Annotated in this window: 19 protein-coding genes; 8 read left to right on the top strand and 11 right to left on the bottom strand. The window is 70.6% G+C overall.

From position 1 onward, the window contains the following. The first annotated feature begins 101 nt into the window (after nt 1-101). From sigJ to ACFRAQ_RS30575, 3 genes are all read left to right on the top strand, one after another. Nucleotides 102-1,043 (top strand): RNA polymerase sigma factor SigJ, encoded by a 942-nt coding sequence (gene sigJ / locus ACFRAQ_RS30585; protein WP_379105802.1) that lies wholly within the window; start codon nt 102-104, stop codon nt 1,041-1,043. A 60-nt stretch (nt 1,044-1,103) separates the two neighbouring features. Then, nucleotides 1,104-2,288 (top strand): pyridoxal phosphate-dependent aminotransferase, encoded by a 1,185-nt coding sequence (locus tag ACFRAQ_RS30580; protein WP_379105800.1) that lies wholly within the window; start codon nt 1,104-1,106, stop codon nt 2,286-2,288. Between the two features lie 87 nt (nt 2,289-2,375). Continuing rightward, nucleotides 2,376-3,020, top strand: a complete 645-nt coding sequence (locus ACFRAQ_RS30575) for a LysE family translocator (protein ID WP_379105798.1) — start codon at nt 2,376-2,378, stop codon at nt 3,018-3,020. Nucleotides 3,021-3,070: 50 nt separating this feature from the next. Here the strand turns inward: ACFRAQ_RS30575 and ACFRAQ_RS30570 are convergent, their stop codons facing one another. From ACFRAQ_RS30570 to ACFRAQ_RS30555, 4 genes are all read right to left on the bottom strand, one after another. Further along, the gene (locus ACFRAQ_RS30570) at nt 3,071-4,474 is read right to left on the bottom strand and encodes a M1 family metallopeptidase (RefSeq protein WP_379105796.1); all 1,404 of its coding nucleotides are present in this window, start codon (nt 4,472-4,474) and stop codon (nt 3,071-3,073) included. Between the two features lie 65 nt (nt 4,475-4,539). After that, the gene (locus ACFRAQ_RS30565) at nt 4,540-5,178 is read right to left on the bottom strand and encodes a LysE family translocator (protein WP_357089508.1); all 639 of its coding nucleotides are present in this window, start codon (nt 5,176-5,178) and stop codon (nt 4,540-4,542) included. A 54-nt stretch (nt 5,179-5,232) separates the two neighbouring features. Further along, nucleotides 5,233-5,901: a DUF3239 domain-containing protein gene (locus tag ACFRAQ_RS30560; protein WP_379105793.1), complete on the bottom strand. Its 669-nt coding sequence runs from the start codon at nt 5,899-5,901 to the stop codon at nt 5,233-5,235. Between the two features lie 37 nt (nt 5,902-5,938). Next, nucleotides 5,939-7,597 (bottom strand): DNA repair helicase XPB, encoded by a 1,659-nt coding sequence (locus ACFRAQ_RS30555; RefSeq protein WP_379105791.1) that lies wholly within the window; start codon nt 7,595-7,597, stop codon nt 5,939-5,941. Between the two features lie 239 nt (nt 7,598-7,836). On the opposite strand from ACFRAQ_RS30555, the gene ACFRAQ_RS30550 reads away from it, so the two are divergent. Next, entirely contained in the window at nt 7,837-9,414 is a 1,578-nt protein-coding gene (locus tag ACFRAQ_RS30550) for a cellulase family glycosylhydrolase (protein ID WP_379105789.1), read from the top strand. A gap of 351 nt (nt 9,415-9,765) precedes the next feature. Continuing rightward, nucleotides 9,766-10,296, top strand: coding sequence for a hypothetical protein (locus tag ACFRAQ_RS30545; protein ID WP_379105786.1), 531 nt, complete (start codon nt 9,766-9,768; stop codon nt 10,294-10,296). Nucleotides 10,297-10,372: 76 nt separating this feature from the next. On the opposite strand, the gene ACFRAQ_RS30540 is transcribed toward ACFRAQ_RS30545, so the two are convergent. From ACFRAQ_RS30540 to ACFRAQ_RS30525, 4 genes are all read right to left on the bottom strand, one after another. Beyond that, complete coding sequence (locus tag ACFRAQ_RS30540) at nt 10,373-12,646, bottom strand: helicase-associated domain-containing protein (protein ID WP_379106243.1); 2,274 nt, start codon at nt 12,644-12,646, stop codon at nt 10,373-10,375. A gap of 230 nt (nt 12,647-12,876) precedes the next feature. Next, complete coding sequence (locus tag ACFRAQ_RS30535) at nt 12,877-13,071, bottom strand: hypothetical protein (protein WP_379105784.1); 195 nt, start codon at nt 13,069-13,071, stop codon at nt 12,877-12,879. Between the two features lie 256 nt (nt 13,072-13,327). Beyond that, entirely contained in the window at nt 13,328-13,960 is a 633-nt protein-coding gene (locus ACFRAQ_RS30530) for a transglycosylase family protein (protein ID WP_379105782.1), read from the bottom strand. Nucleotides 13,961-14,353: 393 nt separating this feature from the next. After that, a complete protein-coding gene (locus ACFRAQ_RS30525) occupies nt 14,354-14,584 on the bottom strand; it encodes a hypothetical protein (RefSeq protein WP_379105780.1) in 231 nt (76 codons plus the stop codon). Nucleotides 14,585-14,721: 137 nt separating this feature from the next. Here ACFRAQ_RS30525 and ACFRAQ_RS30520 point away from each other — a divergent pair, with 137 nt between their 5' ends. Further along, nucleotides 14,722-15,162: a cold-shock protein gene (locus ACFRAQ_RS30520; protein WP_379106240.1), complete on the top strand. Its 441-nt coding sequence runs from the start codon at nt 14,722-14,724 to the stop codon at nt 15,160-15,162. A gap of 97 nt (nt 15,163-15,259) precedes the next feature. On the opposite strand, the gene ACFRAQ_RS30515 is transcribed toward ACFRAQ_RS30520, so the two are convergent. The 3 genes from ACFRAQ_RS30515 to ACFRAQ_RS30505 all read right to left on the bottom strand — a co-directional run bounded on the left by ACFRAQ_RS30515 (nt 15,260) and on the right by ACFRAQ_RS30505 (nt 18,805). Beyond that, nucleotides 15,260-15,853, bottom strand: coding sequence for a DUF2771 family protein (locus ACFRAQ_RS30515; RefSeq protein ID WP_379105778.1), 594 nt, complete (start codon nt 15,851-15,853; stop codon nt 15,260-15,262). Continuing rightward, nucleotides 15,850-17,919 carry an MFS transporter gene (locus ACFRAQ_RS30510; RefSeq protein WP_379105776.1) on the bottom strand — a complete coding sequence of 690 codons (2,070 nt, stop codon included), beginning with the start codon at nt 17,917-17,919 and terminating at the stop codon, nt 15,850-15,852. The genes ACFRAQ_RS30515 and ACFRAQ_RS30510 overlap by 4 nt, the downstream gene beginning before the upstream one ends. A 91-nt stretch (nt 17,920-18,010) precedes the next feature. After that, a complete protein-coding gene (locus ACFRAQ_RS30505; RefSeq protein WP_379105774.1) occupies nt 18,011-18,805 on the bottom strand; it encodes a glutaminyl-peptide cyclotransferase in 795 nt (264 codons plus the stop codon). 17 nt (nt 18,806-18,822) lie between these two features. Here ACFRAQ_RS30505 and ACFRAQ_RS30500 point away from each other — a divergent pair, with 17 nt between their 5' ends. Both ACFRAQ_RS30500 and ACFRAQ_RS30495 read left to right on the top strand, forming a co-directional pair. Continuing rightward, nucleotides 18,823-20,013, top strand: coding sequence for a DUF3027 domain-containing protein (locus ACFRAQ_RS30500; RefSeq protein WP_379105772.1), 1,191 nt, complete (start codon nt 18,823-18,825; stop codon nt 20,011-20,013). A gap of 216 nt (nt 20,014-20,229) precedes the next feature. Continuing rightward, nucleotides 20,230-23,535, top strand: a complete 3,306-nt coding sequence (locus ACFRAQ_RS30495; protein ID WP_379105770.1) for a sacsin N-terminal ATP-binding-like domain-containing protein — start codon at nt 20,230-20,232, stop codon at nt 23,533-23,535. Nucleotides 23,536-23,540: the final 5 nt, after the last annotated feature.

Raw genomic sequence — 23,540 nt, 5'->3', positions numbered from 1 at the left:
CGGCTCGCCCGCCGCCGGAGCCGGGCCCCGGGGTGGCCCGGCGGCGGTCCTGTCGGTGACCGGCTGTAGCTCTGTCGGTGACCGGTCGTAGGATCGGTGCGATGGTTGCCGCTCTCCTTGCCGACTTGTTCGAAACGCATCGGCCGCATCTCGTCTCGGTGGCCTACCGGCTCACCGGGAGCGTGAGCGACGCCGAGGACGCGGTGCAGGAGAGCTGGTTACGGCTCGCCGCGGCCCGGCAATCCGAGATCCACGACCTGCGCGCCTGGCTCACCACCGTGGTCAGCCGGCTCTGCCTGGACCGGCTGCGCAGCGCGGCGGTGCGACGCGAAACCTATGTGGGGCAATGGCTCCCGGAGCCGGTGGTCACCGCGGTGACGCCGTCCAGCACCCCCGATCCGCTGGCCGCGGTGATGCGCAAACAGGAGTTCCGGTTCGCCGCCCTCGTGGTGCTGGACACGCTGACTCCGCCGCAGCGGGTGGCTTTCGTGTTGCACGACGGCTTCTCGGTGCCGTTCACCGAGATCGCCGACATCCTGGACGTTTCCGTCGATGCCGCGCGCCAGCTCGCCACCCGGGCCCGCAAGGCGGTGGCGGACGCGCCGGAACCGGCCGCCGACGCCGAGCACGAGGCCGCGGTGCGGACCCTGCTGGACGCGCTGGCCAGCGGGAACGTGGACGCCGTGGTGGCGGCGCTGCATCCGGACGTGCGCACCGTCGGCGACGGCGGCGGCAAGGTGTCCACCGCGGTCAACGTGGTTGCGGGCGTGGACAAGAACGTGCGCCTGTGGCTGGGGCTGTGGCGCAAGTTCATGCTGGTCGGCGCGGGCGGCGGCCCCGGCGATCCCGCGCCCGGCCGGGAACTGGAACCGGTCCTGGTCAACGGGCAGCACGGCATCCTCGCGCACTCGATCCCGGCCCGGGACGGCAATGCGGGCAATCCGCGGCGGGTGTACGCCTTCACCGTGCGCGACGGCAAGGTGTGGGGCGTCTACGACGTGGTGAACCCGGACAAGCTGAGCGGCATCCGGCTCCCGCGCTGACCTGGCTGTGCGGTGAATCACGGCCGCCGGCCGTTCCCGGCGATGGATTAGGCTCCGGACATGCCGCGTATTCCGACCGTCGCCCGCCTGCAGCCGTTCGCGTCGACGATCTTCGCCGAGATGACCGAACTGGCCGTCCGTCACGGCGCGGTCAACCTCGGCCAGGGCTTCCCGGACAGCGACGGCCCCGCGGGCATGCTCGAGGTGGCGCGGCAGGCCATCGCCGACGGCTTCAACCAGTACCCGCCCGGCCGCGGCGTGCCCGCCCTGCGGCAGGCCATCGCCGCCGACCGCGCCCGCCGCTACGGCACCCACTACGACCCCGACAGCCAGGTGCTGGTCACCGTCGGCGCCACCGAGGCCATCGCGGCCACCGTGCTCGGCCTGGTCGAACCCGGCGACGACGTGGTGCTCATCGAGCCCTACTACGACTCCTACGCGGCGGCCATCGCCCTGGCCGGAGCCCGGCGCCGCACCGCCCGGCTGGTGCCCGACGGCGACGGCTTCGCGCTCGACCTGGACAGCCTGCGCGCCGCCATCACCCCGAAAACGCGACTGCTGCTGGTGAATTCGCCGCACAACCCGACCGGAACCGTGCTGTCGCGCGCCGATCTCACCGCCATCGCCGAACTCGCCGTCGAACACGACCTGTACGTCATGTCCGACGAGGCGTACGAGCACCTCTGCTACGACGGGCACGAGCACATCAGCCTGTCCACGCTGCCCGGCATGTTCGAGCGCACCATCGTGATCTCCAGTGCCGCCAAGACCTTCAGCGTCACCGGCTGGAAGATCGGCTGGGCCTGCGCGCCCGCGCCGCTGCTGGACGCGGTGCTGGCCGCCAAGCAGTTCCTCACCTTCGTCGGCGGCGGCCCGTTCCAGCCCGCGGTCGCCCACGCCCTCAACAACGAGCAGCAGTGGGTGGCCGCGCTGCGGGACACCCTCGCCGAGAAGCGACTTCGCCTCTCCGCGGCGTTGTCCGAGGCCGGTTTCGGTGTGAAACGCAGTGACGGCACCTATTTCGTGTGCGCCGACATCACTCCGCTCGGCGCGTCCGACGCCTACGCCTTCTGCCGTGAACTGCCCGAACGCCTCGGTGTGGCCGCGGTGCCGGTCAGCGTCTTCGCCGACGACAAGGCCGCGTGGAATCACCTGGTGCGGTTCACCTTCTGCAAGAAGGAGGAGACCATCGCCGAGGGCGTGCGCCGCCTCCGGGCCGGCCACCAGGCCGAAGCGGTGCGCTGACCCGGACCCCGGTGGCCTCCGGTCGGGGGTCCAGTCGGTGGTGAGTGGACCGCGACAGCGGACCGATGCGGCCGGAGAATCGGTCGCATGATCGAAGCGAGTGCGGTGCTGGGCGTGGCCGCCGCGGCGCTGGGGCTGGTGCTCACGCCGGGGCCGAACATGATGTATCTGGTGTCGCGGACCGTGTCGCAGGGGCGGCGGGCCGGACTCGTGTCACTGGGCGGGGTGGCGGTCGGATTCGGGGTGTATCTGGCGGCCGCGACGGCCGGGATCACGGCGGTCTTCGCCATGGTGCCCGCGCTGTATCTGACGGTGAAGGTCGCGGGCGCGCTGTACCTGGTCTACCTGGCCTGGAAGACCTTGCGGCCGGGCGGGATCGGGCTGTTCGCGCCGACCGAGCTGCCCGCGGATCCGGCTCGGCGGCTGTTCACGATGGGGCTGGTCACCAATCTGCTCAACCCCAAGATCGCCATCCTCTACATGGCGCTGATCCCGCAGTTCGTGGTGCCCGCGCACGGGCGGGTCTGGTTGCAGAGCCTGTCGCTGGGCGCCGTGCAGATCGCCATCGCGGTCACCGTGAACGCCCTGATCGTGCTGAGCGCGGGCGCGGTCTCGACCTTCCTGGCCCGGCGGCCGCTGTGGCTGCGGGCGCAGCGGTACGTCACCGGGTCGGTGCTCGGCGGTATGGCCGCCCTGGTGCTCTCGGACCGGGCGCGGCCGGTCCCGGCCTGATCAGACGCTGCCGGTCCCGGCCTGATCAGGCGCTGCCGGTTCCGGCCTGATCAGGCGCGCAGCGGGCCGGGGTAGAGGAACTCGTCGGCCGGCCGGTCGGTGCGGTCCAGCCAGGCGGCCAGGAACCCGGTCAGATCGACCGGCGAACGCGACCCCAGGAAGGTCCGGAACTCCGGCATGGACGCGTTGCCGTACCGGTGCGCCATGACGAAATCACGGACTGCTCCGAAGAACGCGGCGTCGCCCATGGTCCGGCGCAGCGCGTGCAGGAACAGCGGACCCCGGTAGTAGACCGCGGTGAATTCGTTGTCCTTACCGGGGTTCTGGAGCGCGATCTCCCAGAACTTCGGATCGTCATGGTATTTCGCGACGGTGTCGCGGTACCCGGCGTCGACGTCCTTGCCGTCCTTGCGTTCCGGCCACAGGTAGTCGGCGGTGTAGCTGGCGAAGCACTCGTTCAGGCAGATGTCGGACCACTGCTTCACCGACATGGAATCGCCCCACCACTGGTGGGCGATCTCGTGCACCACGGTGCTCAGGTCGGTCCAGGGCGCGTAGATCGGGCGCGACTGCGTCTCCAGCGAGAACTGGAGTCCGGTGTCGACGTAGAGGCCGCCCGCGGTGTCGAACGGGTACGGGCCGTACAGCTCCTCCTGGAAGTCCAGGATCTCGGGCAGCCGCGCCTCCAGGTCCCGGCCCTTGCCCGCGCTCGGCGCGAAGGCGCTCAGCAGCGGAGTTCCATTGGCGCGCCGCTGTTCCAGGAACTCGAACCGGTCGACGGCGACGGTGGTCAGGTAGCCGACCACCGGCTGACGCATCTCCCAGGACACGGTCCGGTTCGCGCCCTGCACGGTGTCGGAGACCTTGTCGCCGATCGACATCACCTCCCACTCCTGCGGCACCGTGGCGTGCAGGGTGAAGGTCGCCTTGTCCAGGGGCGTGTCGTTGAGCGGGTACCAGCTGCTCGCCGAATGCGGTTCACCCGCCACGAACGCGCCGCCGCTGGGCGAGAACACCCAGCCCTCGCCCTCGGTGCCGGTCACCTCGCCCGCGTACTCCACCCGCACGGTGAACGGCAGACCCGGGAGCAACGGGATCAGCGGGGTGACGGACAGTTCGTGCTCGCCGTTGCGGTCGAACCAGGCGGGCAGGTTGTTGACGGTCACCTTGGACACCGACGGGCCGCTGTAGTCCAGGTTGAACACCCGCAGGGCCTGGGTCGCCACCGCGTCGACGCGGGTGTCCCCGGTCAGCTGATGCGTCGGCGGGTCGTAGGAGATGGTGACGTCGTAGTGGCCGACGTCGTAGCCGCCGTTGCCGTCCAGCGGGTAGTACGGATCGCCCGCGCCGGGCGCGCCCGTCAGCGGGTCGCTCGAATCCGCCTGCGCGGGAGCCGCGTTCGCGCCCAGCAGCAGTACCGCCCCCACCGTCAGGTACCGCCAGTTCCGAAGCATCCGCTCCAGCCGCCCTTTCCACACACCTATGAGTGCCGACGAGCTGATGCTAATCGGCTGCGGACTCAGCTACCGCTGCCCGACACGGCCACACTCGCCCCCAGGCCGATGATCATCACCCCGCCCGCGCCGCCGACCGCCTCCAGCCGCTTCGGCGAGCGCGCGAACCACTCCCGAGCCGAACCCGCCGCCAGCGCCCACACCGAGTCGGAGACCAGCGCGACGGCGATGAACAGCAGCCCGAGGATCAGCATCTGCACCGGGACCGGGCCGGCGTGCGGGGCCACGAACTGCGGCAGCACCGCGGAGAAGAAGATGATCGCCTTCGGATTGGTGACGCCCACCAGCATCGACTGCCGCAGCGCCCGGCCGGTGCCGACCGGCTCGGCCCGCGCCTGGAACGCCTCCCGCAGCGCACGCCGATCCCGGATCGCCTGCACCCCGAGATAGATGAGATAGAGCGCGCCCGCGAACTTCACGATCGCCAGCGCGATCGCGGACGCGGCCAGCAGCGTGCCCAGACCGGCCGCGACCAGCACCATGACGCCGAGGACGCCCAGGGAATGACCGAGCACGGACAGCAGCGCGGCCCGCCGCCCGTAGGACAGCGCCCGGCCGATGACGAAAAGCACTCCGGGGCCGGGGATTACGATCAGCGCGACGGCCGCGATCAGAAACGCCACCAGATTCGTGACGGGAACCATCACCCCATCCTACGAAGCGGCGCAAGCGGAAATCGCGGGTTCGGAGCGGATCGCTCAGCCGCGCAACTCCTCCGGCAGCTGCTGCGGGTCCAGCAGCAGGCGCTTGGCGTCCGCGCCGCGCACCTTGATGGCCAGATCCAGATTGTCGGTGAGCAGCTTCCACTCGACCTCGTGGATGGCCTCGCGGGCGCGTTCGATGATGTTCAGGTCCCGGGTGCCCCAGGCGATGGGCATGGCGCTCACCGATTGCCACAGGTCGCCGACCGGGCTGGGGGCGCGGTCCACGCGCACGGTCACCGCCGGTACCCGTTCCCCGGTGCGGGCCCGGTGCCCGGGGAGGGAACGGACCGTGCGGGTCACCAGGGCGTAGCGCGGGCCGGGGGCGTTCGGCTTGGCCAGGTCGACCAGGGCCAGCAGGGTGGCCCCGTTCCCGTGGGTCTCCGACACCACCGCGGGCACCAGGTCGCCCGCGGCGTAGAGCTTGTCCACCCGGCCGCGATGCGGCATCCAGTACCCGATGAACGCCGCGGTCACCGCGGCGGCCAGGAAGGCCACCGCCAACAGCCAGGACCACGGGTGGTTCACCCAGATCAGGAACGCGGTGCCCAGTCCCAGCGCGGTGGCGGCCGTGTATGCCCAGACGCGGAGTCGTCGCAGATACCCGACCACCTCGTTGACCGCCCGAGCATGGTCGCGGTCCACCGCGAATTCGAAGCGCCGCACGTACGTCCCTCCCGCCTTATGGAGGCTCTTCCTCCACTTATCCTATCGTCGGACCCAGCAGGTCGTCCGCATCGGTGATGCGATAGGCATACCCTTGCTCGGCCAGGAAACGCTGCCGGTGCGCGGCATACTCGGCGTCCAGCGTGTCACGTGCGACCACGGAATAGAAGTGAGCCTGGCCGCCGTCGTGTTTCGGCCGCAACAGCCGCCCGAGCCGCTGCGCCTCCTCCTGCCGCGACCCGAAGGTGCCCGAAACCTGCACCGCCACCGAGGCTTCCGGCAGATCGATGGAGAAGTTGGCCACCTTCGACACCACCAGCACCGGGATCTCGCCGCGGCGGAAGGCGTCGAACAGCTCCTCGCGCTCCTTGGTGCGGGTGGAACCCTGGATGACCGGGGCGTTCAAGTGCTCGCCCAGCTCGTCCAGCTGGTCCAGGTAGGCCCCGATCACCAGACTCGGCGCGTCCTTGTGCCGGGCCAGGATCGACTCCACCACCGGCAGTTTGGTGCGCGCGGTGGAGCACAGTTTGTACCGCTCCTCCGGCTCGGCGGTGGCGTAGGCCATGCGCTCGGCATCGGTCAGGGTGACCCGTACCTCGACACAGTCCGCGGGCGCGATCCAGCCCTGCGACTCGATGTCCTTCCACGGCGCGTCGTAGCGCTTGGGGCCGATCAGCGAGAACACGTCGCCCTCGCGGCCGTCCTCGCGCACCAGGGTGGCGGTCAGCCCGAGCCGGCGGCGCGACTGCAGATCCGCGGTCATCCGGAAGACCGGGGCGGGCAGCAGGTGCACCTCGTCGTAGATGACCAGGCCCCAGTCGCGGCTGTCGAACAGCTCGAGATGCCGGTATTCGCCCTTGGTCTTGCGCGTGATCACCTGATAGGTGGCGATGGTGACCGGACGGATCTCCTTGCGCTCCCCGGAGTACTCGCCGATCTCGTCCTCGGTCAGCGAGGTGCGGGCCAGCAGCTCGCGCCGCCACTGCCGCCCGGCCACGGTATTGGTGACCAGGATCAGCGTGGTGGCCTTGGCCTTCGCCATCGCCGCCGCGCCCACCATGGTCTTGCCCGCGCCGCACGGCAGCACCACCACGCCGGAGCCGCCCGCCCAGAACGACTCCGCGGCCAGTTCCTGATAGTCGCGCAGATGCCAGTTGCTGGACTGGTAGTCCAGGTCGATCTGGTGCGCCTCGCCGTCGACGTAGCCGGCCAGGTCCTCGGCGGGCCAGCCGACCTTGAGCAGCATCTGCTTGATGCGGCCGCGCTCGGACGGATGCACGATCACCGTGTCGTCGTCGATGCGCGCGCCCAGCATCGGCTGAATCTTCTTGTGCCGCAGGATTTCCTCGAGCACCGCGCGATCCAGGCTGACCAGGACCAGCCCGTGCGCCGGGTGCTTCATCAACTGCAGCCGCCCGTAGCGGGCCATGGTGTCGACGATGTCGACCAGCAGCGGTTGCGGCACCGCGTACCGGCTGAAGTTGACCAGTGCGTCGACCACCTGCTCGGCGTCGTGCCCGGCGGCCCGCGCGTTCCACAGCGCGAGCGGCGTCACCCGATAGGTGTGCACGTGCTCGGGCGCGCGTTCGAGCTCCGCGAACGGCGCGATGGCCTGCCGCGCCGCGCCGGCCGACTCATGATCGACCTCCAGCAGCAGCGTTTTGTCACTCTGCACGATGAGTGGACCGTCGGTCACGAACACCTCCTGGCTTGATCCGGGCCCGAACGGGCCTTGACCATTCTCCAGGAAGCCACCGACAAAGCCACGTGACCTGCGTCCCGTGCCCGGATCCATGGCCGATGACGCCGCTGACCGGGCCGATGCGTTTCACCGGATTCGGTGAAAGCGGTCAAGACCAGAGTTCTGGTGGCTACGATCACTCGAAAATTGGACGCTTGTCCATTTGGACGTTTGACCCAAGGGAACTGAAAAGAATGCAGAGACGCTGGACGCGCGGGCTGCTCGCCGCCGCCGTCGCGGGCGGGGCGATGGCCTCCGCGGTCGTCGCGGACGCCGCGCCCACCGCCACCTCGATCGGGCGGATCCACACCGACGGCTCCCACTTCGTGGACGACAGCGGCCGGGTCGTGCTGCTGCACGGGGTCAACAATGTCGACAAGGAACCGCCCTTCCTCCAGGCGGGAGACGGGCTCACCGTCACCGAGGACGACGCGGCGCTGCTGGCCCGCCACGGGTTCAACACCGTCCGGCTGGGCGTGTCCTTCGACGGGCTGATGCCGACCAAGGGCGTCGTCGACACCGCGTATCTGGATCGGGTCGCGGATATCGTGGACACCCTGGCGGAGTACGGGATCCACACCGTGCTGGACAACCACCAGGACGGGTTGTCGAAGGTGTGGGGCGGCAACGGTTTTCCGGAGTGGTCCCTCCACGCCCGCCCGGGGGCGGGGGAGCCCAACCTCGGCTTCCCCCTCTACTACCTGATGCCCAGCATGAACGCGGGCTGGGACGAGGTGTGGAACAACTCCTACGGCGCCCTCGACTACCTCGGCCAGGCGCTCGGCGCGCTCGCCGCGAAGATGAGCGGCCACCCCGGCGCGATGGGCATCGAACTGCTCAACGAGCCGTGGCCGGGGAGCGCGTTCCTGTCCTGCTTCCCCAACGGCTGCCCGGGCTTCGACGTGAAATACCAAGCGGCCATGCAGAAGCTGACCGACGCGGTGCGCGGGAGCAACGGCGACCTCATGGTGCTGTGGGAGCCCAACGTCACCTGGAACGAGACCATGCCCAGCAACCTGGGCAAGAATCCGCCGATCAGTGCCCCGGACATCGCGTTCGCGCCGCACGACTACTGCATGCCCAGCCAGATGGCCATCTACATGGGCCTGCCCACGTTCCTGCGCGGCCTGTGCCCGCTGCAGCAGGACAAGACCTGGGGCAATATCGACGCCCTCACCGCGCGCACCCAATTGCCCACGCTGGTCACCGAATTCGGTGACGGCGACGCGACGGTGCTGCGCAATACCCTGGTCCGCGCGGACGAGCGGTTCGCGAGCTGGCAGTACTGGCACTACTCCTCGCGCTTCGGGGCGGGCGGGCCGAAGCCGGATCCTTTCCTCGGGGACGTCGGCAAGCAGCTGGTGCGCACCTATCCGCGGGCGACCGCGGGCACGCCCGGGCGGATGATCTTCGATCCGGACACCGGTGACTTCGCCTACCGGTACACCCCGCGCGCGGGGACCACGGAGATCTACGCCTCGGACGTCCACTATCCGGACGGCTACGCCGTGCGGGTCGAGGGCGGCCACGTGACCTCCGCGCCCGGTGCGCGGGTGGTGACGGTGGAGGCCGACGCGTCGACGCCGGTGACCGTGTACATCAACCGTCCGGGCTCGAAGGGCGCGACGGTGCCCACCGGTCCGATCGGGACGGGTTCGGCCAGTGGCTCGGCGAGTGGTTCGGCGGGCAGCGGCTCGGCGAGCGGCTCCGCGGATTCCGGGTCCGCGGATTCCGGGTCCGGCAGCGGATCGGGATCCGGTTCGGCACAATGATGCGCGAAAGCCAATGATGCACGAAAGCTATTGCCCCGCTTGTGTAACGAGTGGGGCGCGGATATCGACACACGGCAAAGGGGCGCTGTTGGTCGCGCGCCCAGTTTTGTCGATCGAGAGGTAACCCATGTTGTATTTCGGCCTGCCGATGCTCAGCACCCTGCCCACCCTGCTCGTGAACCTCTCGTGGCTGGGTATGCGCGGATTGTCCATGCTGCCGCACTGAATCGCGGGCACTGATCGGTGATGTCGTCCGGACATAACCCGGCGTCGGATGCGGGTCCGGGCGGCACACAGGTATTCTCACCGCGTTCACAGCCGTGAACGGTTCGGTGAGAAAGGTTTTCGCTAGTGAAGCTCGCAGGAACGAGGCCGTTGGTGCGCCTCGTGCTCGCCCTCGTGGCGGTGGCCGTGGCCGTATTCGCCGTTTCCGGCTGTTCGGCGCTCCAGAACGCCAGCAAGTCCGACACCGCCAAGTCCAAGGTCGGTGACTGCATCAATGTGATCGAGGGCTCGGCCACCGACTCCAAGACCGCGCCCGTCGACTGCTCCGACCAGAAGGCGGTCTACAAGGTCGCCGCGGTCGCGGACAAGAAGACCGACTGCAAGGAAGAGCAGACCTCCTACGAGGAGACCCTCAACGGCGGCACCACGGCCTTCCTGTGCCTGAGCCCCAACTTCAAGAAGGGCTCCTGCTACAACGAGAGCCAGACCACCGGCTACAAGTTCGTGGCGTGCACGGCTCCGGAAGCCTCGTTCAAGGTGATCGACCGGATCGACGGCCAGGCCGACGAGTTCGCCTGCGACCCGAGCACCGCGATCGGGTTCCGCATCGTCCCCGAGCCGAAGACCACCTTCTGCCTGGGCAACCCCAAGGGGTAGGCCCGGGGGTTGTGCCCCCCACGGACCGCCCGGTACTCGTCGGCATCACCAATGCCGTGCGGGTGCCGGGCTTTTCCTATTCCACCAGGGCGACCGAGGCGATGCGGTGCAGGGTGAAGTGGCGGACCGCGCCGGTGACCGGGTCCAGGGCGTCGAGTTGCCCGCCGCCGACCTTGAGCGGCTCCACCACGCGCTGTGAGGCGACGCCCTGGGCGTCCACGTAGCCGATGTGGACGCGGCGGCGGGTGCGGGCGGCCAGCTGGAGCAGGTTGAGGGTGGCCTGGGTGCTGGTGCGGGAGCCGTCGGAGCGAACCGTCTGCCCGGCGCGGGCATGCGCGGCGCGCTCGCTCGCGCGCAGTTCGGCCACCAGGGATCGCAGCTGGTCGGTGCTGGGCGGGTTGGGCCGCCAGTTCGGGTGCGGGCGCTGCCGGGCGGGCAGGCGCGCGCCGCGCGGCCGCAGGTCCACGATGGCGCCCGCGGAATCCTCGCCCGCGGGACTGAATCCGGCGGCCCGCAAGCGTTCCAGCACCTCGCCCAGCGGGGCCTGGGAGATGGCGACCGTCGGGGCGACCGCGCGCAGGGCCAGTTCCCCGGCGACCGGCGCGGCGAGTACCTCGGCGAGCAGCGTCGGATCGTCGCTGCGCACGAAACTCTGGGCCATGCCCGCGCGCAGGCGGCCATGACGGCGGGCCACATCGTCGATCAGGTAGGTCAGCGACTGGGGGACCGGGGTGCGGGAGTGGGTGGTGAACAGGTGGTGCAGTTCCGCGGACGTGGCCCCGGCGTCCAGGGCGCGGCGCACCGAGGTCTCACTGATCCGGTACACCGTGGCCGCGCCCGCCGATTCGACGTCGGCGACCATGGCGATCCGGTCCTGCAGTTCGGGCACCAGCGGGCCGGGCGCGATGACCGTCAGATCCGCCTGCACCAGCACGTGATCCACCGGTTCGGGCAGCGCGATCGCCATCTCCGATTCGGCGTCCTCGGGACTGCCGTGCAGCAGGGCGCGCCCCGCGGAGGTGACCGCGCCGCGCGCCAGCAGTCCGAGCGCCTCGGCCTCGGCGAGGGTGGCGCGCACCGCCTCCAGCCGGTAGTGGCGGCGCCGGCGCGGTTCCCGCCAGGCCAGGATGCGACCCAGGTCGGCGGCGGAAACCTCGGTGCCGGGCGGGAATTCGGCCAGCAGGCCCAGGACGGCGTGCCGGTCGCGGACCGCGTACACGGTGCGCAGCTCCGCCGAGAGCGCCGCCAGGGGTTTGTCGTTGGCGTCGCGCAGCCCGATCATCCACGGCAGCCGGTCCAGTTCCAGCCAGGCCTGCGCCAGCACCGCCCAGCGGCGCGAGGGCACCACGGCCAGCCAGGCGTCGGAGGTGGTGGTCGGCGTCCAGAAGTCGTCGGTGCCGTCGCCGTCGGGCGCGGGTTCGGGGGTGCCCTTGTCGATCAGGCGCGCGGCGGCCAGGATCTCGGCGAGCAGGCCGAGCCGGTCCTCGTCGATGCCGGTCTGCTTGGCGACCCGGCGCAACTCGCGCACCCCGAGGCCGCCCGACCGCAGCACCGGGGCGGGCGCGCGGCCCAGCACCTCCAGCACGGAGGCGCTGTGCCGCAACAGTTCCCCCGCCTCGCCCGCGGCCACCGCGTTGATGTCGGCGGGGGCGTGCTTGGTGGTGTCGGGGTGCGGGGCCGCGAGCGCGTGCGGATCGGTGACCGGCTCGTTGCGCAGCACCTGCCCGACCGAGACCGGCAGCTCCACGGTCTCCTCGTCGATCCAGTTCAGCAGCCGGTGCGCCAGCAGCCGCTGCACCGGACGGTCGTCGGGGGTGCCGGGCGCGGCGTCCCGGGTGCGGCCGCGCGGGCCGGTGCTCGCCAGCTTCTCCAGCAGCGCGCGTTCCTGTGGCGTGGACGCGGCCAGGGCGGCGCTGATCTCGGGTTCGGTGAGCGCGTCCGGCAATTCGGTGGTGCTGCCCAGCGGCCAGGGCAGGGCCTCCTGCGCGGCCGCTGACACGCGCAGGGCGGTGTCGGGACCCCAGACCAGGGCGCGGGCGCGCAGCTTGGCCAGCGCGGCGTTCACGTGCGCGGCGGGCACCCGGTCCGAGAGCAGCTTGCGCAGCGTTTTGGCGGGGAGGGGAGCGCCGTGGCGGCCGTCCCCGGCCCCTTGCACCACAAGGGTTTCGATGACGGCGAAGTCGAGGGTGTTCAGTTCGTCGCCCGCGCGCAGCACCGAGGCGCGCTGTTCGGTGCGGGCGGCCAGCACGGCCATCGAGGCGGGCAGCGGGACGGCCAGATCGGGACGCAGCTCCAGCAGCGTCACGAGTTCGTCGTCGCCGCGCTTGGAAAGCCACTCGGCCAGCGTCAGATCCGCGGATTTGGCGGATTTCGCGGGCTTGGCCGTGGCCGTGGAATCGGCGGGCGCGTCCGGGTCGCCCGTCGGGGTGGGGGTTTCGGTCACTTCACCCGATCCGTCGGGGAGTGCGGGCGCGGTTCAGCGACCGCCGCGGCCACCAGGCGGTAGACAGGGCCTGGAGTCGTACGCGGCGGTCGCCCGGGAACGAGCGCCGTCAACCGCATATCGGTCGGTACGACGGATCAGCGGTTGACGATGGTGTGCGGGTGCACGTAGGGCAGCTGCTCGACCGGCAGCGGGAACTCCATGTCCTCGCCGTAGGGGGAGAGCCCACCGGAGCGGGTCGAGGAGAGCTCGGTGACCGCGTGATCGCCGTTGGTCTCCGGCCAGCCGTTGTCCACATAGGGTTTGTTCGATTTGTTCACCACGCCGCTCATTCTGGCATGAGCACCTACCGGCCGCCCTCCCCGGCACGGTGTCTGATTGCCTCCGCTTCGCTGCGGCGTGTTCGAGGCCCTGTTACCTCGGTCTTCCCTCCTCCGCTCCTCCGCTTCGCTCCCCCGCTCCAAGCGCGGGGAGGCGGAGCGCAGTCCAGACCGAGGCGGGCCTCGAACGCGGGGGGAATCCGGCTGCGGGAACGACGAAGGCCCCCATCGTCATTGATGGGGGCCTTCGGAGGGAACAGGGGGCTGCCTACTGGGGCAGCAGGCCCTTGTTCGCCTGGAAGAAGTTCACGACGCCCGGGTCGAGCTGGGTGCCATTGGCCTTGGTGGCGTTGAGGAAATCCAGTGCGGGCTGGGGGATCTGAATGCCCTGCTGCTGGGCGACCGCGATGGCGCGGTCCACGGCCTGGAAGACTTCCTGCGTGCCGTTGGTGGCGCCGCCGGGGCCGGCCTGCTGCGGAGCCCACTGCGGGACGTCGGACGCGGCGGGCGCGGGGGCCGTGCGCGGGGTGGCGGAGCTGGAGAGGCCGAGGCTCGAGGAGCAGGAGGGCCAAGCGCCCCAGCCCTGCGTGGCGAGTACCTTCTCGGCGACCGCGATCTGCTGTTCACGGGTGGCCTGGTTGGCGGTCGCGGCGTACTCGCCGCCGCCGTGGGCGGTCCAGGTGCCGGGGGAGAACTGCAGTCCGCCCTGGAAACCGTTGCCGGTGTTGATGCCCCAGTTACCGCCGGCTTCGCACTGTGCGAGCTTGTCCCAGTCGGAGTCGGGTGCCGCGCTGGCGTTTCCTGCCATGGCCACTCCCGCGCCGCCGAGAGCGATGCCGGTCAGGGCAACCTTGGCGACAGTGCGGCCGGTGTTGGTCGGCTTGCGATGGCGTCCACTCATTTTCGGGTCTTTCCTCTCGTACGCGCCTGCGAGACCGACTACCGGGGTCGGACTGAGAGGTCGTCCGGCCCGGCGCACTGGCTGTGCGCTATGCCTCGTCTTCGCCCCTCGTTCCAGTTGGGGGTCCGTACCCGCGGGGCGAAGTTCGGTGCGGCGGGCCGGTGGCGCCGGGCTGACCCGGCTGGTGGAGAACATTACGACGCTCGCGGCGAAAAATCACCATTTGGTAACCGTCGTGTCCGTACGGGTCATTCACCGGCGCAACGGGTTCCATCGGGCTTCTGTGCAGGTGGTCACGGCGAGTCTCGGCCGATAGGGGTCTGTCACCACTCCGTGACCGTCTCGTTATGTGACGAAGATCACAGGAATGGCCGGGTAACGAACTGGGCAATCTCAGCGCGCCCGGCGCCCCGACCACAGCGCGTAGACGATCGACAGCAGGAAGCCGAGCGGCGCGCACATGGCGAGCAGGTACAGCCACACCCCCGGCTTCGAATCGGTCAGCAGCCCGACGCCGAAGATGGCGAAGACCGCCAGCAATCCGATCGCGAACAGCCCCATGGCGATGTAGAGCAGCCAGCCCGCGGTACGGCGAGGGGCCTGCTCGGAAGAAGTGTCGGACACCTCTCGACCGTAAAACTGATGTGCTCGGGCTATTCGCACCGGGGTAGACTCGGAGTTCAGTCGCGTCCTGCATAGCTGTGTGGGGCGCGTTCTTTTGCCCGGTTGCTCCGGGCTGGAATGACGAACGGGTGAGCGCAGTGCCGACCGGCAAGGTGAAGTGGTACGACGTCGAAAAGGGCTTCGGCTTCCTGTCCCAGGATGAGGGAGAAGACGTCTATGTTCGATCGTCGGCGCTGCCCGACGGTGTCGAGGCGCTCAAGCCCGGCCAGCGTGTCGAGTTCGGTATGGCCGCGGGTCGCCGTGGCCCGCAGGCGCTTTCGCTGAAGCTGCTGGAGACCCCCACTCTGCGCGAGGAGCGCGGCGGCCGGGGTGAGCGCGGTGGCCGCGGCGGCCGCACCGACGGCGCCCCCATCGACCGCAAGTCCCCGGACGAGCTGCACGGCCTCATCGAGGACATGATCACGCTGCTGGAGACCAAGGTGCAGCCGGATCTGCGCCGTGGCAAGCACCCGGACCGCAAGACCGCCCAGCGCATCGCCGAAGTGGTGCGCGGCGTGGCGCGCGAGCTCGACCACTAGGTCGCACGCGCTCGAAACGGCAATCGGGCCCCGGTGATTCGATCACCGGGGCCCGATTCACGTTGGGGCGGACCCGGTTTCCCGGGTCCGGCCGAGCTCAGCTGAACAGCGCGGGATCGAACGCGGGGGTGTGCACCGCCCAGATGCCGCGGGAGATGACGCCTTCGTTGCCCGCCTCGTCGCGCGCCGGAATGGGCAGGTGCAGCTCCATGATGGCCAGCTTCACGCCCTCGTTGGCGGGGGTCTTGATGGTCAGCGTGCGCGGCTTGTCCCACTTGGAGTCCTTGTCGCGCTCCGGCTTGCCGGACAGCTTCCACGGCTCCTTGTAGGTGAGGATCTCCGCGTCGGCCTTGTTGTTCGGCAGGCGGTAGCCGATCAGCAGCTCCCAGGGCGCGTCGACGATCTCCTTGGGCAGCGACAGCTGGATGGTGGAGCCGGGCGGCACGTCGAGGTCGGAGACCGCCTCGGTGGTGTTGCACTTGCCCATCGAGAGGCGTTCCTTGGACACCTCGAGGTCGCAGTACAGGAAGGGCTCGACCGTCACGGACTTGCCGTGCGCGTACGCGGTGATCTCGGGCTCGGACTTGTCGGTGTGGCGGGCGATGACCACGATCGCGGCGAAATAGGCCACGGCCACCACGGCTAGAACCGCCAGCAGAGCGATGATCGTGCGGGCTTTGGGTTGGCTCACCGGGTTTCCTGTCCGTTACTGGGTGGGTTCCCCGCGCCGTGCGCACCGGGAATCTCCTGCTTGGCGTGCTGGGGTCGGTTACCGCCCAAACCGGGCAGCAGCGAATGACCACGGTAGCTGACCACGGTCTGTATCAAGCCCAGCGCCATGATGACGGAGACCACGGCGAACCCCTTCCACCACATGGTCGGCATCCACAGGGTGGGCAGCAGGACGCCCAGCGCGCCGCCGAAGACCCACGCCAGCTGCAGCACGGTCTCGGAGCGGCCGAAACCGGACGCGACCGATTCCGGGGGCAGGTCGTCCTGGATGGAGGCGTCCAGTGACACCTTGGCCAGCGCGCTCGCGCCCGCCGCGATCAGCGTGGCGAGCGCCGCGCCCAGCAGGCTGTCCAGGACCGCCGCGGCGATGGCGGCGGCGACGCAGGCGACGGTGCAGATCAGCACGATCAGCTGGGGGCGGCCGAGTTTCATGCGGGCGCCTGTCGCATTGCCGGTGAAATTGCCGATGGCCGCGGCCGCGCCGACGATGCCCAGCATGGCGATCTGCTGCACGCCGTGCTTGTCGGTGGCCTTGACCACGAACGCCACATAGAAGGTGAGGAAGCCGGTCAGCACGCGCACCGTGCTGTTGCCCCACAGGCCGGTCACCACCGAACGGCCCAGCGGCTGACGGCGTTTGGTGGGCGGCACGTCCCCGGCCCGGCTCGGGTCCAGCACCTCGGTGCGGGAATCGCCGCCGTGGTAGCCGAGGGTGGCGGGCACCTCGCCCTCGGTGTTCTCCACCCAGGCCGGGATGCGCAGGCTCAGGAACATGCCGGCGGCGGCCAGCGCGGCCGCGAACAGCAGCGCGCCGGTCGAGCCGGTCACCTTGGCGATCAGCGCCGCCACGCCGCCCGCGCACAGGGTGCCGCCGACCAGTCCGAAGACGGTGAGGCGTGAGTTGGTGCGCACCAGGTCGATTCCCGGCGGCAGCACGCGCGGGGTGACCGCGGACTTCAGCACCGAGAACGACTTGCTGAGCACCATCATGCACAGGGCCAGCGGGTACAGCGCCCAGTTGTCGATATTGAAGATGAGCAGTCCGGCCACCAGCACGCGGATCGCGAACGAACCCGCCAGCGCGATCCGGCGGCCGTGCTGCAGGCGGTCCAGCATCGGGCCGATCACCGGTGCGATGACCGCGAACGGGGCGATGGTGATCACCAGGTACAGCGCCACCTTGGTGACCGATTCCGCGGTCGCGCTGGCGAAGAACAACGTATTGGCCAGGGCCACCGCGATGGCGGCGTCGGTCGCGAAGTTCGCCATGGTGGCGTACACGAGCGCGGTGAGGCCGGACTCCTCCGCGCCGTCGGCCTTGGCGGCGCGCTGGAAGGTCGCGAAACCGCTCTGTGTCAGTTCGATGCTGCGCCGCGCCGCGACCCGGGTGACGGTCAGCTTCCGGGGCGGCTTGTGCAGCCCGCCGCTGTCGTGGGCATCGGGGGCGTCGCCGGGTGAAAGCTGCTGCGTATGAGCCGTTTCCGAGGATTCGGCGGTGGTGTCGCGGCCCTCGGGTCCGGGCGCGCCGGCGGGTTTCGAGTCGTGACGCTGTGGCCCGCGCGGGTGTGAGTTCTCGGGCTCCTGGGCGTGTCCCGAGTCGGGGTCGTAGCGCACTCGCCGGGTGGTGTTGAAGTCGTGCGGCTGTTGCCAGTTCTCCGGCTCGTCCCCGGTTCCCCGGGACGGCTGGGTCTCGTAGGGCCGGGTCGGCGGGTTGTCACCGGGATCGGATGTGCCGTGGCGGCGTTGCGCCCAGCGCGAGGTCCTGGCCTCCGGTTCGCGCGGTGCGTCGCCGCCGCGGTCGCGCGCGGGTTCGCTGCGCACCCCCGAGGACGGTTCGGCGGGTCGGGTGGGTGCGCGCCGGGTGAGGAATTCCGGCACGTCGTCCTGGTCGCGCGGCGACGCGGGCCGCCGCCCGGCGCGGTTCGCGGGCGGATAGCGGTCGTACCCCGGATGCCGTTCGATCATGGGTGAGTCCTCGTCGCCCCAGCGACCGGGATCGGCACCGGGGTCACGGGGAGCAGTCACGCCCCCAATTCTTGCAGTGCCGTCGGCGTGCGGCTGCACTACCGCCGGTGTGGGACGCCACAAGTTGGAGAGACCGGTCGTTTTTGGCGGGTCAGGCGGGAACGAAGCGGACTTCGTAGGACGTGGGCCACTTCTTTCCGGTGAGCAGGAAGCGATCGGTGCCGGGCAGATGGGCGATGCCGTTGAGAACATCCGTGTCGGGGGTGCGGGCGCTGCCGGGCAGCAGGCCGGAGGCGTCGATGCTCGCCAGTACGTCACCGGTGCCGGGGTCGATGCGCAGGATGGTGTCGGTGGCCCAGGTATTGGCGTAGACGGAACCATCGGGGGCGCAATCCAGTTCGTTGAGGCGAACGTTCGCGTGGCTGGTGAGCGTGACCGTCCCGGTGACGGCGAAGGTCCGCGGATCGCGGAAGGTCAGGGTGGAAGTCCCATCGCTCATGACCACGCGATCACCGCGCGTGCACAGGCCCCAGCCCTCGCCGTCGAAGCGGGCGGTGCGGATCTCGGCCAGGGTGGCCGGGTTTCGGGCGATGGCGAGCCCGTCCTTCCAGGTGAGCTGCCAGAGCACGTCGCCGGCGCGGGTGATGCCTTCGCCGAACAGCGGGGCGGGCAGGTCGGCGCGGGCGAGTTCGGCTCCGGTGTTCAGGTCGGTGGACACGACGGACGAATGGCCGGAGATTCCGGTCCCCTCATAGAGAACCGGCCCATCGGCTTCCAATCCTTCGGTGAACGCGCCCGGGTCGTGCGGCCGTGTCGCGACCACCTCGACACGCCACTTCGGCGTGTTGTCGGTGCTGGTGCAGCCGGTGATGGTCCCGGCCAGGGCCAGGGCCGTGGACAGCGTGATCGTGGCGGCCGCTACCGGTGCACGGCGTTTGCGCTCCATACGGCAAAATGTAGGGCGTGAGCGCGGTTGGAGTTTCGGAGTCCGGTGTGCGGCCGATCCTGGCGGAGGCGGTCCAGCTGGCCCGCCGTGCGCTGCTGGATCTGGAGCCGGTCGGCGTGGGCGCGCATCTGGGCGTGACGGGCGAGGACGAATCCTCGGCCACCCATCACTTCGAGGCCACCCTGCCCGGCTATCACGGCTGGCAGTGGGCGGTCGTGGTGGCGGCCCCGCCGGAGGCGACGGTCGCGACCGTCAGCGAGTCGGCCCTGCTGCCCGGCCCGGACGCCCTGGTGGCGCCCGACTTCATCCCGTGGGACCAGCGCATCCGCCCCGGTGATCTCGCCCCCGGCGACCTGCTGGCCCCGCGGGCGAACGACCCGCGCCTGGTGCCCGGCTATGTCGCCACCGGCGACCCGGCCGTCGACGAGGTCGCGCTCGAGATCGGTCTCGGTCGCACCCGGGTGCTGTCCCGCGAGGGCCGCGAGGAGGCCGCCGACCGCTGGTTCTCCGAATTCGGTCCCGACACCGACATGGCCCGTTCCGCGCCGTCCACCTGCGGCCGCTGCGGCTTCTACGTCCCCCTCGCCGGTTCCCTGCGCGCCGCCTTCGGCGTGTGCGGCAATGCCATGGGCGCGGACGGGCGTGTCGTGCACGTGGCCTACGGCTGCGGCGCGCACTCGGACGTGGAACTGCCCACCGGCAACGGCTCCCCGCTGTACGAGGCGTACGACGACGCCGCCGTGGAATTGATCCCGCTCGCGGAGCTTCGCCCGGAAACCGCCGCGGTAGCGGAAGAATTCGGCGAATTCGGCGCCGAGGGTGCGGAAAACGCTGCGGCCGAAGCTGAATCGGGCGATGCCGCCGAGCCGGAGCGCGCCGCCGAAGGCGAGTCCGCCTCGGCCGGTGGGTCCGAGACCGGTGCCGGCGACCCCGACCCCGCCTCCGACGCCGAGACCGCTCCCGCCGAGGCCGCCGACGAACAGACCGCGACCGAGTCCGCGGATGTGGCGGCCGGTGTGGTGGAAGCCGATGTCGAGGTGACCGAGGTCGCCGTCGCGGAGGACGAGCGTGCCGCCGCGGCGGGGGAGACCGAGGCCGAACAGGCCGATCCCGGCGTGTTCGAGGCGGTCGATCCGGATGCGGTGTACGACGACGCGTGGGCGGTGACCGCGGTGTCGGTCGAACCGGAGACCGGGTCGGCGGAGTAGCGCCGAGCCCGGTCGTGACACGGCCCGGCGGCGCTGCCGGGCAGCGTGACAGCGGGGCCGATCGACCTCGGGAGCGTCGTCGCGCGGGCGATGACGGTGTTGCCGGTGCGGTCGTGACGAGGCGTGGATTTCGGTGGATCGCGCCGGATCCTGTGTAATACCCCGGATGCTTGGCCTTGGCGTGCCAACAACCGCTTTCGGGAAAGGGCGTACGGCGTGGTCGCGACCGAATTCGAGGATCCGTTCGGCACGGCGGAATTGCGCGCCGGAGTGGTGGCCGCCTGGCGCGGCTCGCCCACCCGGTTGCGGGAGGACGCCGCCACCGAGGCGGATCTGGTGCGGGCCGGTTACCGGGACCGGCTGCTGACCGAGCTGGCCCAGAACGCCGCCGACGCGGCGGTGAAGGCCGGGGTGCCCGGCCGGATCGCGGTCTGGCTGGACGGCCGCACCCTGCACATCGCCAACAGCGGTGCGCCGCTGGATGTCTCGGGCGTGCACGCGCTGACCGCCCTGCGCGCCTCCGGCAAGACCGAGAGCGCGGCCGTCGGCCGGTTCGGGGTGGGTTTCACCGCGGTGCTGACCGTGTCCGACGAGGTGGAGTTCCGGTCGACCAGCGGATCGGTGCGGTTCTCCCGGGACGAGACCTGGGCGTTGCTCGGCGTGCAGGGCGTCGAGATCCCGGACCAGTCCGGCGATTTCGAGCCGCCCGCGCTGCGCCTGGCCTGGGCCATCGCGGAGCGGCCCGCGGACGGCTTCGACAGTGAGATCGTGCTGCGCCTGCGCGAATCGGTGGACCCGGCCGAGCTGCTCGCCGAGATGCGCGCCGAAGCTCCCGACCTGCTGCTGGAACTGCCCGCCCTGAACAACATCCGCATCGGCGACGACGAGATCGCCAGTACCCGGCGCGAACTGGCGGACCGCCTCACCGAACTCACGGTCACCGGCCCGAATTCCGATGAGCGCCTGTGGTGGCAGTACCGCACCGACCGCGCCCGCTGGCTGCTCCCGGTTCGTGACGGCCGCCCGGTCGCCGCCCGCCCGGACGTCCTGCGCGCCCCCACCCGCTCGGACGAGGAACTCTCGCTGCCCGCGGTCCTCATCGCCGACATCCCCATGCAGCCCGACCGCCGCCGCCTGCTCCCGAGCGCCCGCCCGGCCGACCTCGCGACCGACTACGCCGCCTTCGCCCGCGCCCTGCCGCCCCGCGACCGCCTGGTGCTGGTCCCCACCCCGGGTTTCGCCCGCAGCGAGACCGACGCGGTCCTGCGCGAAGCCCTCATCGCCGAACTCCGCGACAACGAGTGGCTTCCGGTCCTCACGGTCAGCCAGGATCACGGACCCGCGCTCGCCGCCATGGATTTCGATGCGGCGCTCGCTGATTCCGCCGGTGCCGCGCGACCGGCCGCCGCCCCGGTGCTCGACGACCTCGCTGCCGGAGCTCCGGCCGCCGCATCGGTGGACAGTGCTGCCGTGGGCGGGGATACCCCCGAGGACGGGAACCAGAGCGGAGCTGCCGGGCTCAGGGACGCTGCCGGATCTGCCCCCAAGCCGCGCGCGGCCCGGGCCGCCGAGCCCGAGACGCTGCCGCTGTGGGAGCTCCCCGAGGACGAAGCGCCTTCCGACGCCGTCGAACCCCATGACGCCATCGGCCCGCACGATGTGGTCGCCGGCTACGGCGCGGCCGAGTCCGGCGACCTGGCCGCCGCCGCGGATCTGGCCCGGGCCGCCGAACTGGCCGGGGTCGAGGACCTGACCGTGTCCACCGGCGCAGCCGAATTCAACCCCAGCGGGCTGGGGATGACTGTGGATGAATCGCGCTCGGCCGGAATTCCGGCGGCCGGGGAGGTCCGGATCGGGGTGGCCTCGCCGCGGCGGGCCGGCGTTTTCACCGGTGTGACCACGGAATTGGCGGATCTGCTGGCGGAGATGACCGGACCGCTGGTGATTCCGGAATTGTCGGGCCGCATGTTCACGGACGCGCTCGCGGCCCTGGATGTGCATCGGATCGGCCTGGCCCGGATCGCGGAGCTGTCCGGCGGCCTGGAACGCGAACCGCAGTGGTGGTATTCGCTGTACGACGCCCTGGAGTCGTTCGCGGTGGATCCGCTGTCGGTGGAGGAGCTGGGCGCGCTGGCGGTGCCGCTGGTGGACGGACGGCTGGTGACGGGTCCGCGCACGGTGGTGCTGGATGACCGTCTGGAGCAGGCGATTCCGGTGCACTGGGCGCGGTTGGCGCATCCGGAGGCGGCGCACGAGCTGCTGGGCCGCCTGGGCGCGCGTCCGGCCACGCCGGAGGATCTGCTGAACGATCCGGGCCTGCAGGCGGTGCTGGAGGACGATCCCAGCGATCCGGACACCGTGGACGCCGTGCTGGGGCTGGCCGCTCACTCTCTGGCCGCGCCGGGCGCGCTGCCGTCCTGGCTGGGTCTGATCGAATTGCCGGACGTGACCGGCGAATTGACGCCCGCCGACGAACTGCTGCTGCCGGGTGCGCCGCTGGATCGGGTGCTGGTCGCGGATTCGCCCTTCTCCACCGTGGATTCGGCCGTCCTGGAGCGCTACGGCTCGGAGGCTTTGCGCGCCATCGGCGTCGGCTGGGGTTTCACCCTGGTCGCCGAGTCCGATCCGACCGGCCCCGATCATCACCTCGACGACGAGGAGACCTGGTGGGAGGGCCTGGTCGAGGATCCGTCCGAGCTGGTGGCGGTCCGCGACCTGGATCTGGTGGACGACGCGGAATGGCCGGAGGCCCTGCGCCTGCTGCTGGCCGAGGAGAGCACCCGCAGCCTGGTCGCGGACCGCGACGGCTACACGGCCTGGTGGCTGCGGCATCACGCGCACATCGACGGCATCCCGCTGGGCCTGCTGCGCCACCCGGACGACACCTTGTTCGCGGGCCTGCTCCCGCAGCTGCCGGGCTTCGGCGCTCAGGATCTGGCGGTGCTGCGCAGTGTCCTCGCCGATCCGGAGGTGCTGACGCCCGCGCTCGCCGAGGAGCTGCTCGACGCACTGGCCGATCCGGCGAGAGTGCCTACGCCCGAATCGATTTCGCAGACCTACCGCCGGTTGGCGGAGGCGTTGGACGCGGGCCGGCTGGACACCGAGGACCTGGTGCTGCCGGGTCAGGTGCGCGCGCTGAGCGGTGAGGTGATTCCGGCCGCCGACGCGCTGGTGCTGGATCGCCCGTGGTTCGGTCCGGCGTTGCCCGCGGATCGCCTGGTGGTCGGGGATATGGCGTGCGCGCGTCCGCTGGCCACTCTGCTGGATCTGCCGCTGGCCTCGGAGGCGGTCACGGCGGAGGTGGTGAGCACGGGTCGTGAGACCAGCTGGACCGCGGATCCGCTGGGTGTGTTGTTGCGCCTGCAGTTCGATATGCCGCTTCCGGCAGGCGATCTCGTGGTGCACGACGAGTTGCGGGTCCGGTTGACGGGCGCGTTCGAGGCCACGGTCGAGGTGGCGTGGTGGCGCGAGGGCGATGTCACCCATGTGCAGGGGCAGCCGCAGAACTTCTCGCGTCGCTGAGATCG

Origin of the sequence: Nocardia sp. NPDC056611, from assembly GCF_042792755.1 — a bacterium.
In the GTDB taxonomy this organism is placed as follows: Bacteria; Actinomycetota; Actinomycetes; order Mycobacteriales; family Mycobacteriaceae; genus Nocardia.
Note: the sequence above shows the minus strand (reverse complement) of the source record. Positions and strands in the feature narration are given on the sequence as shown.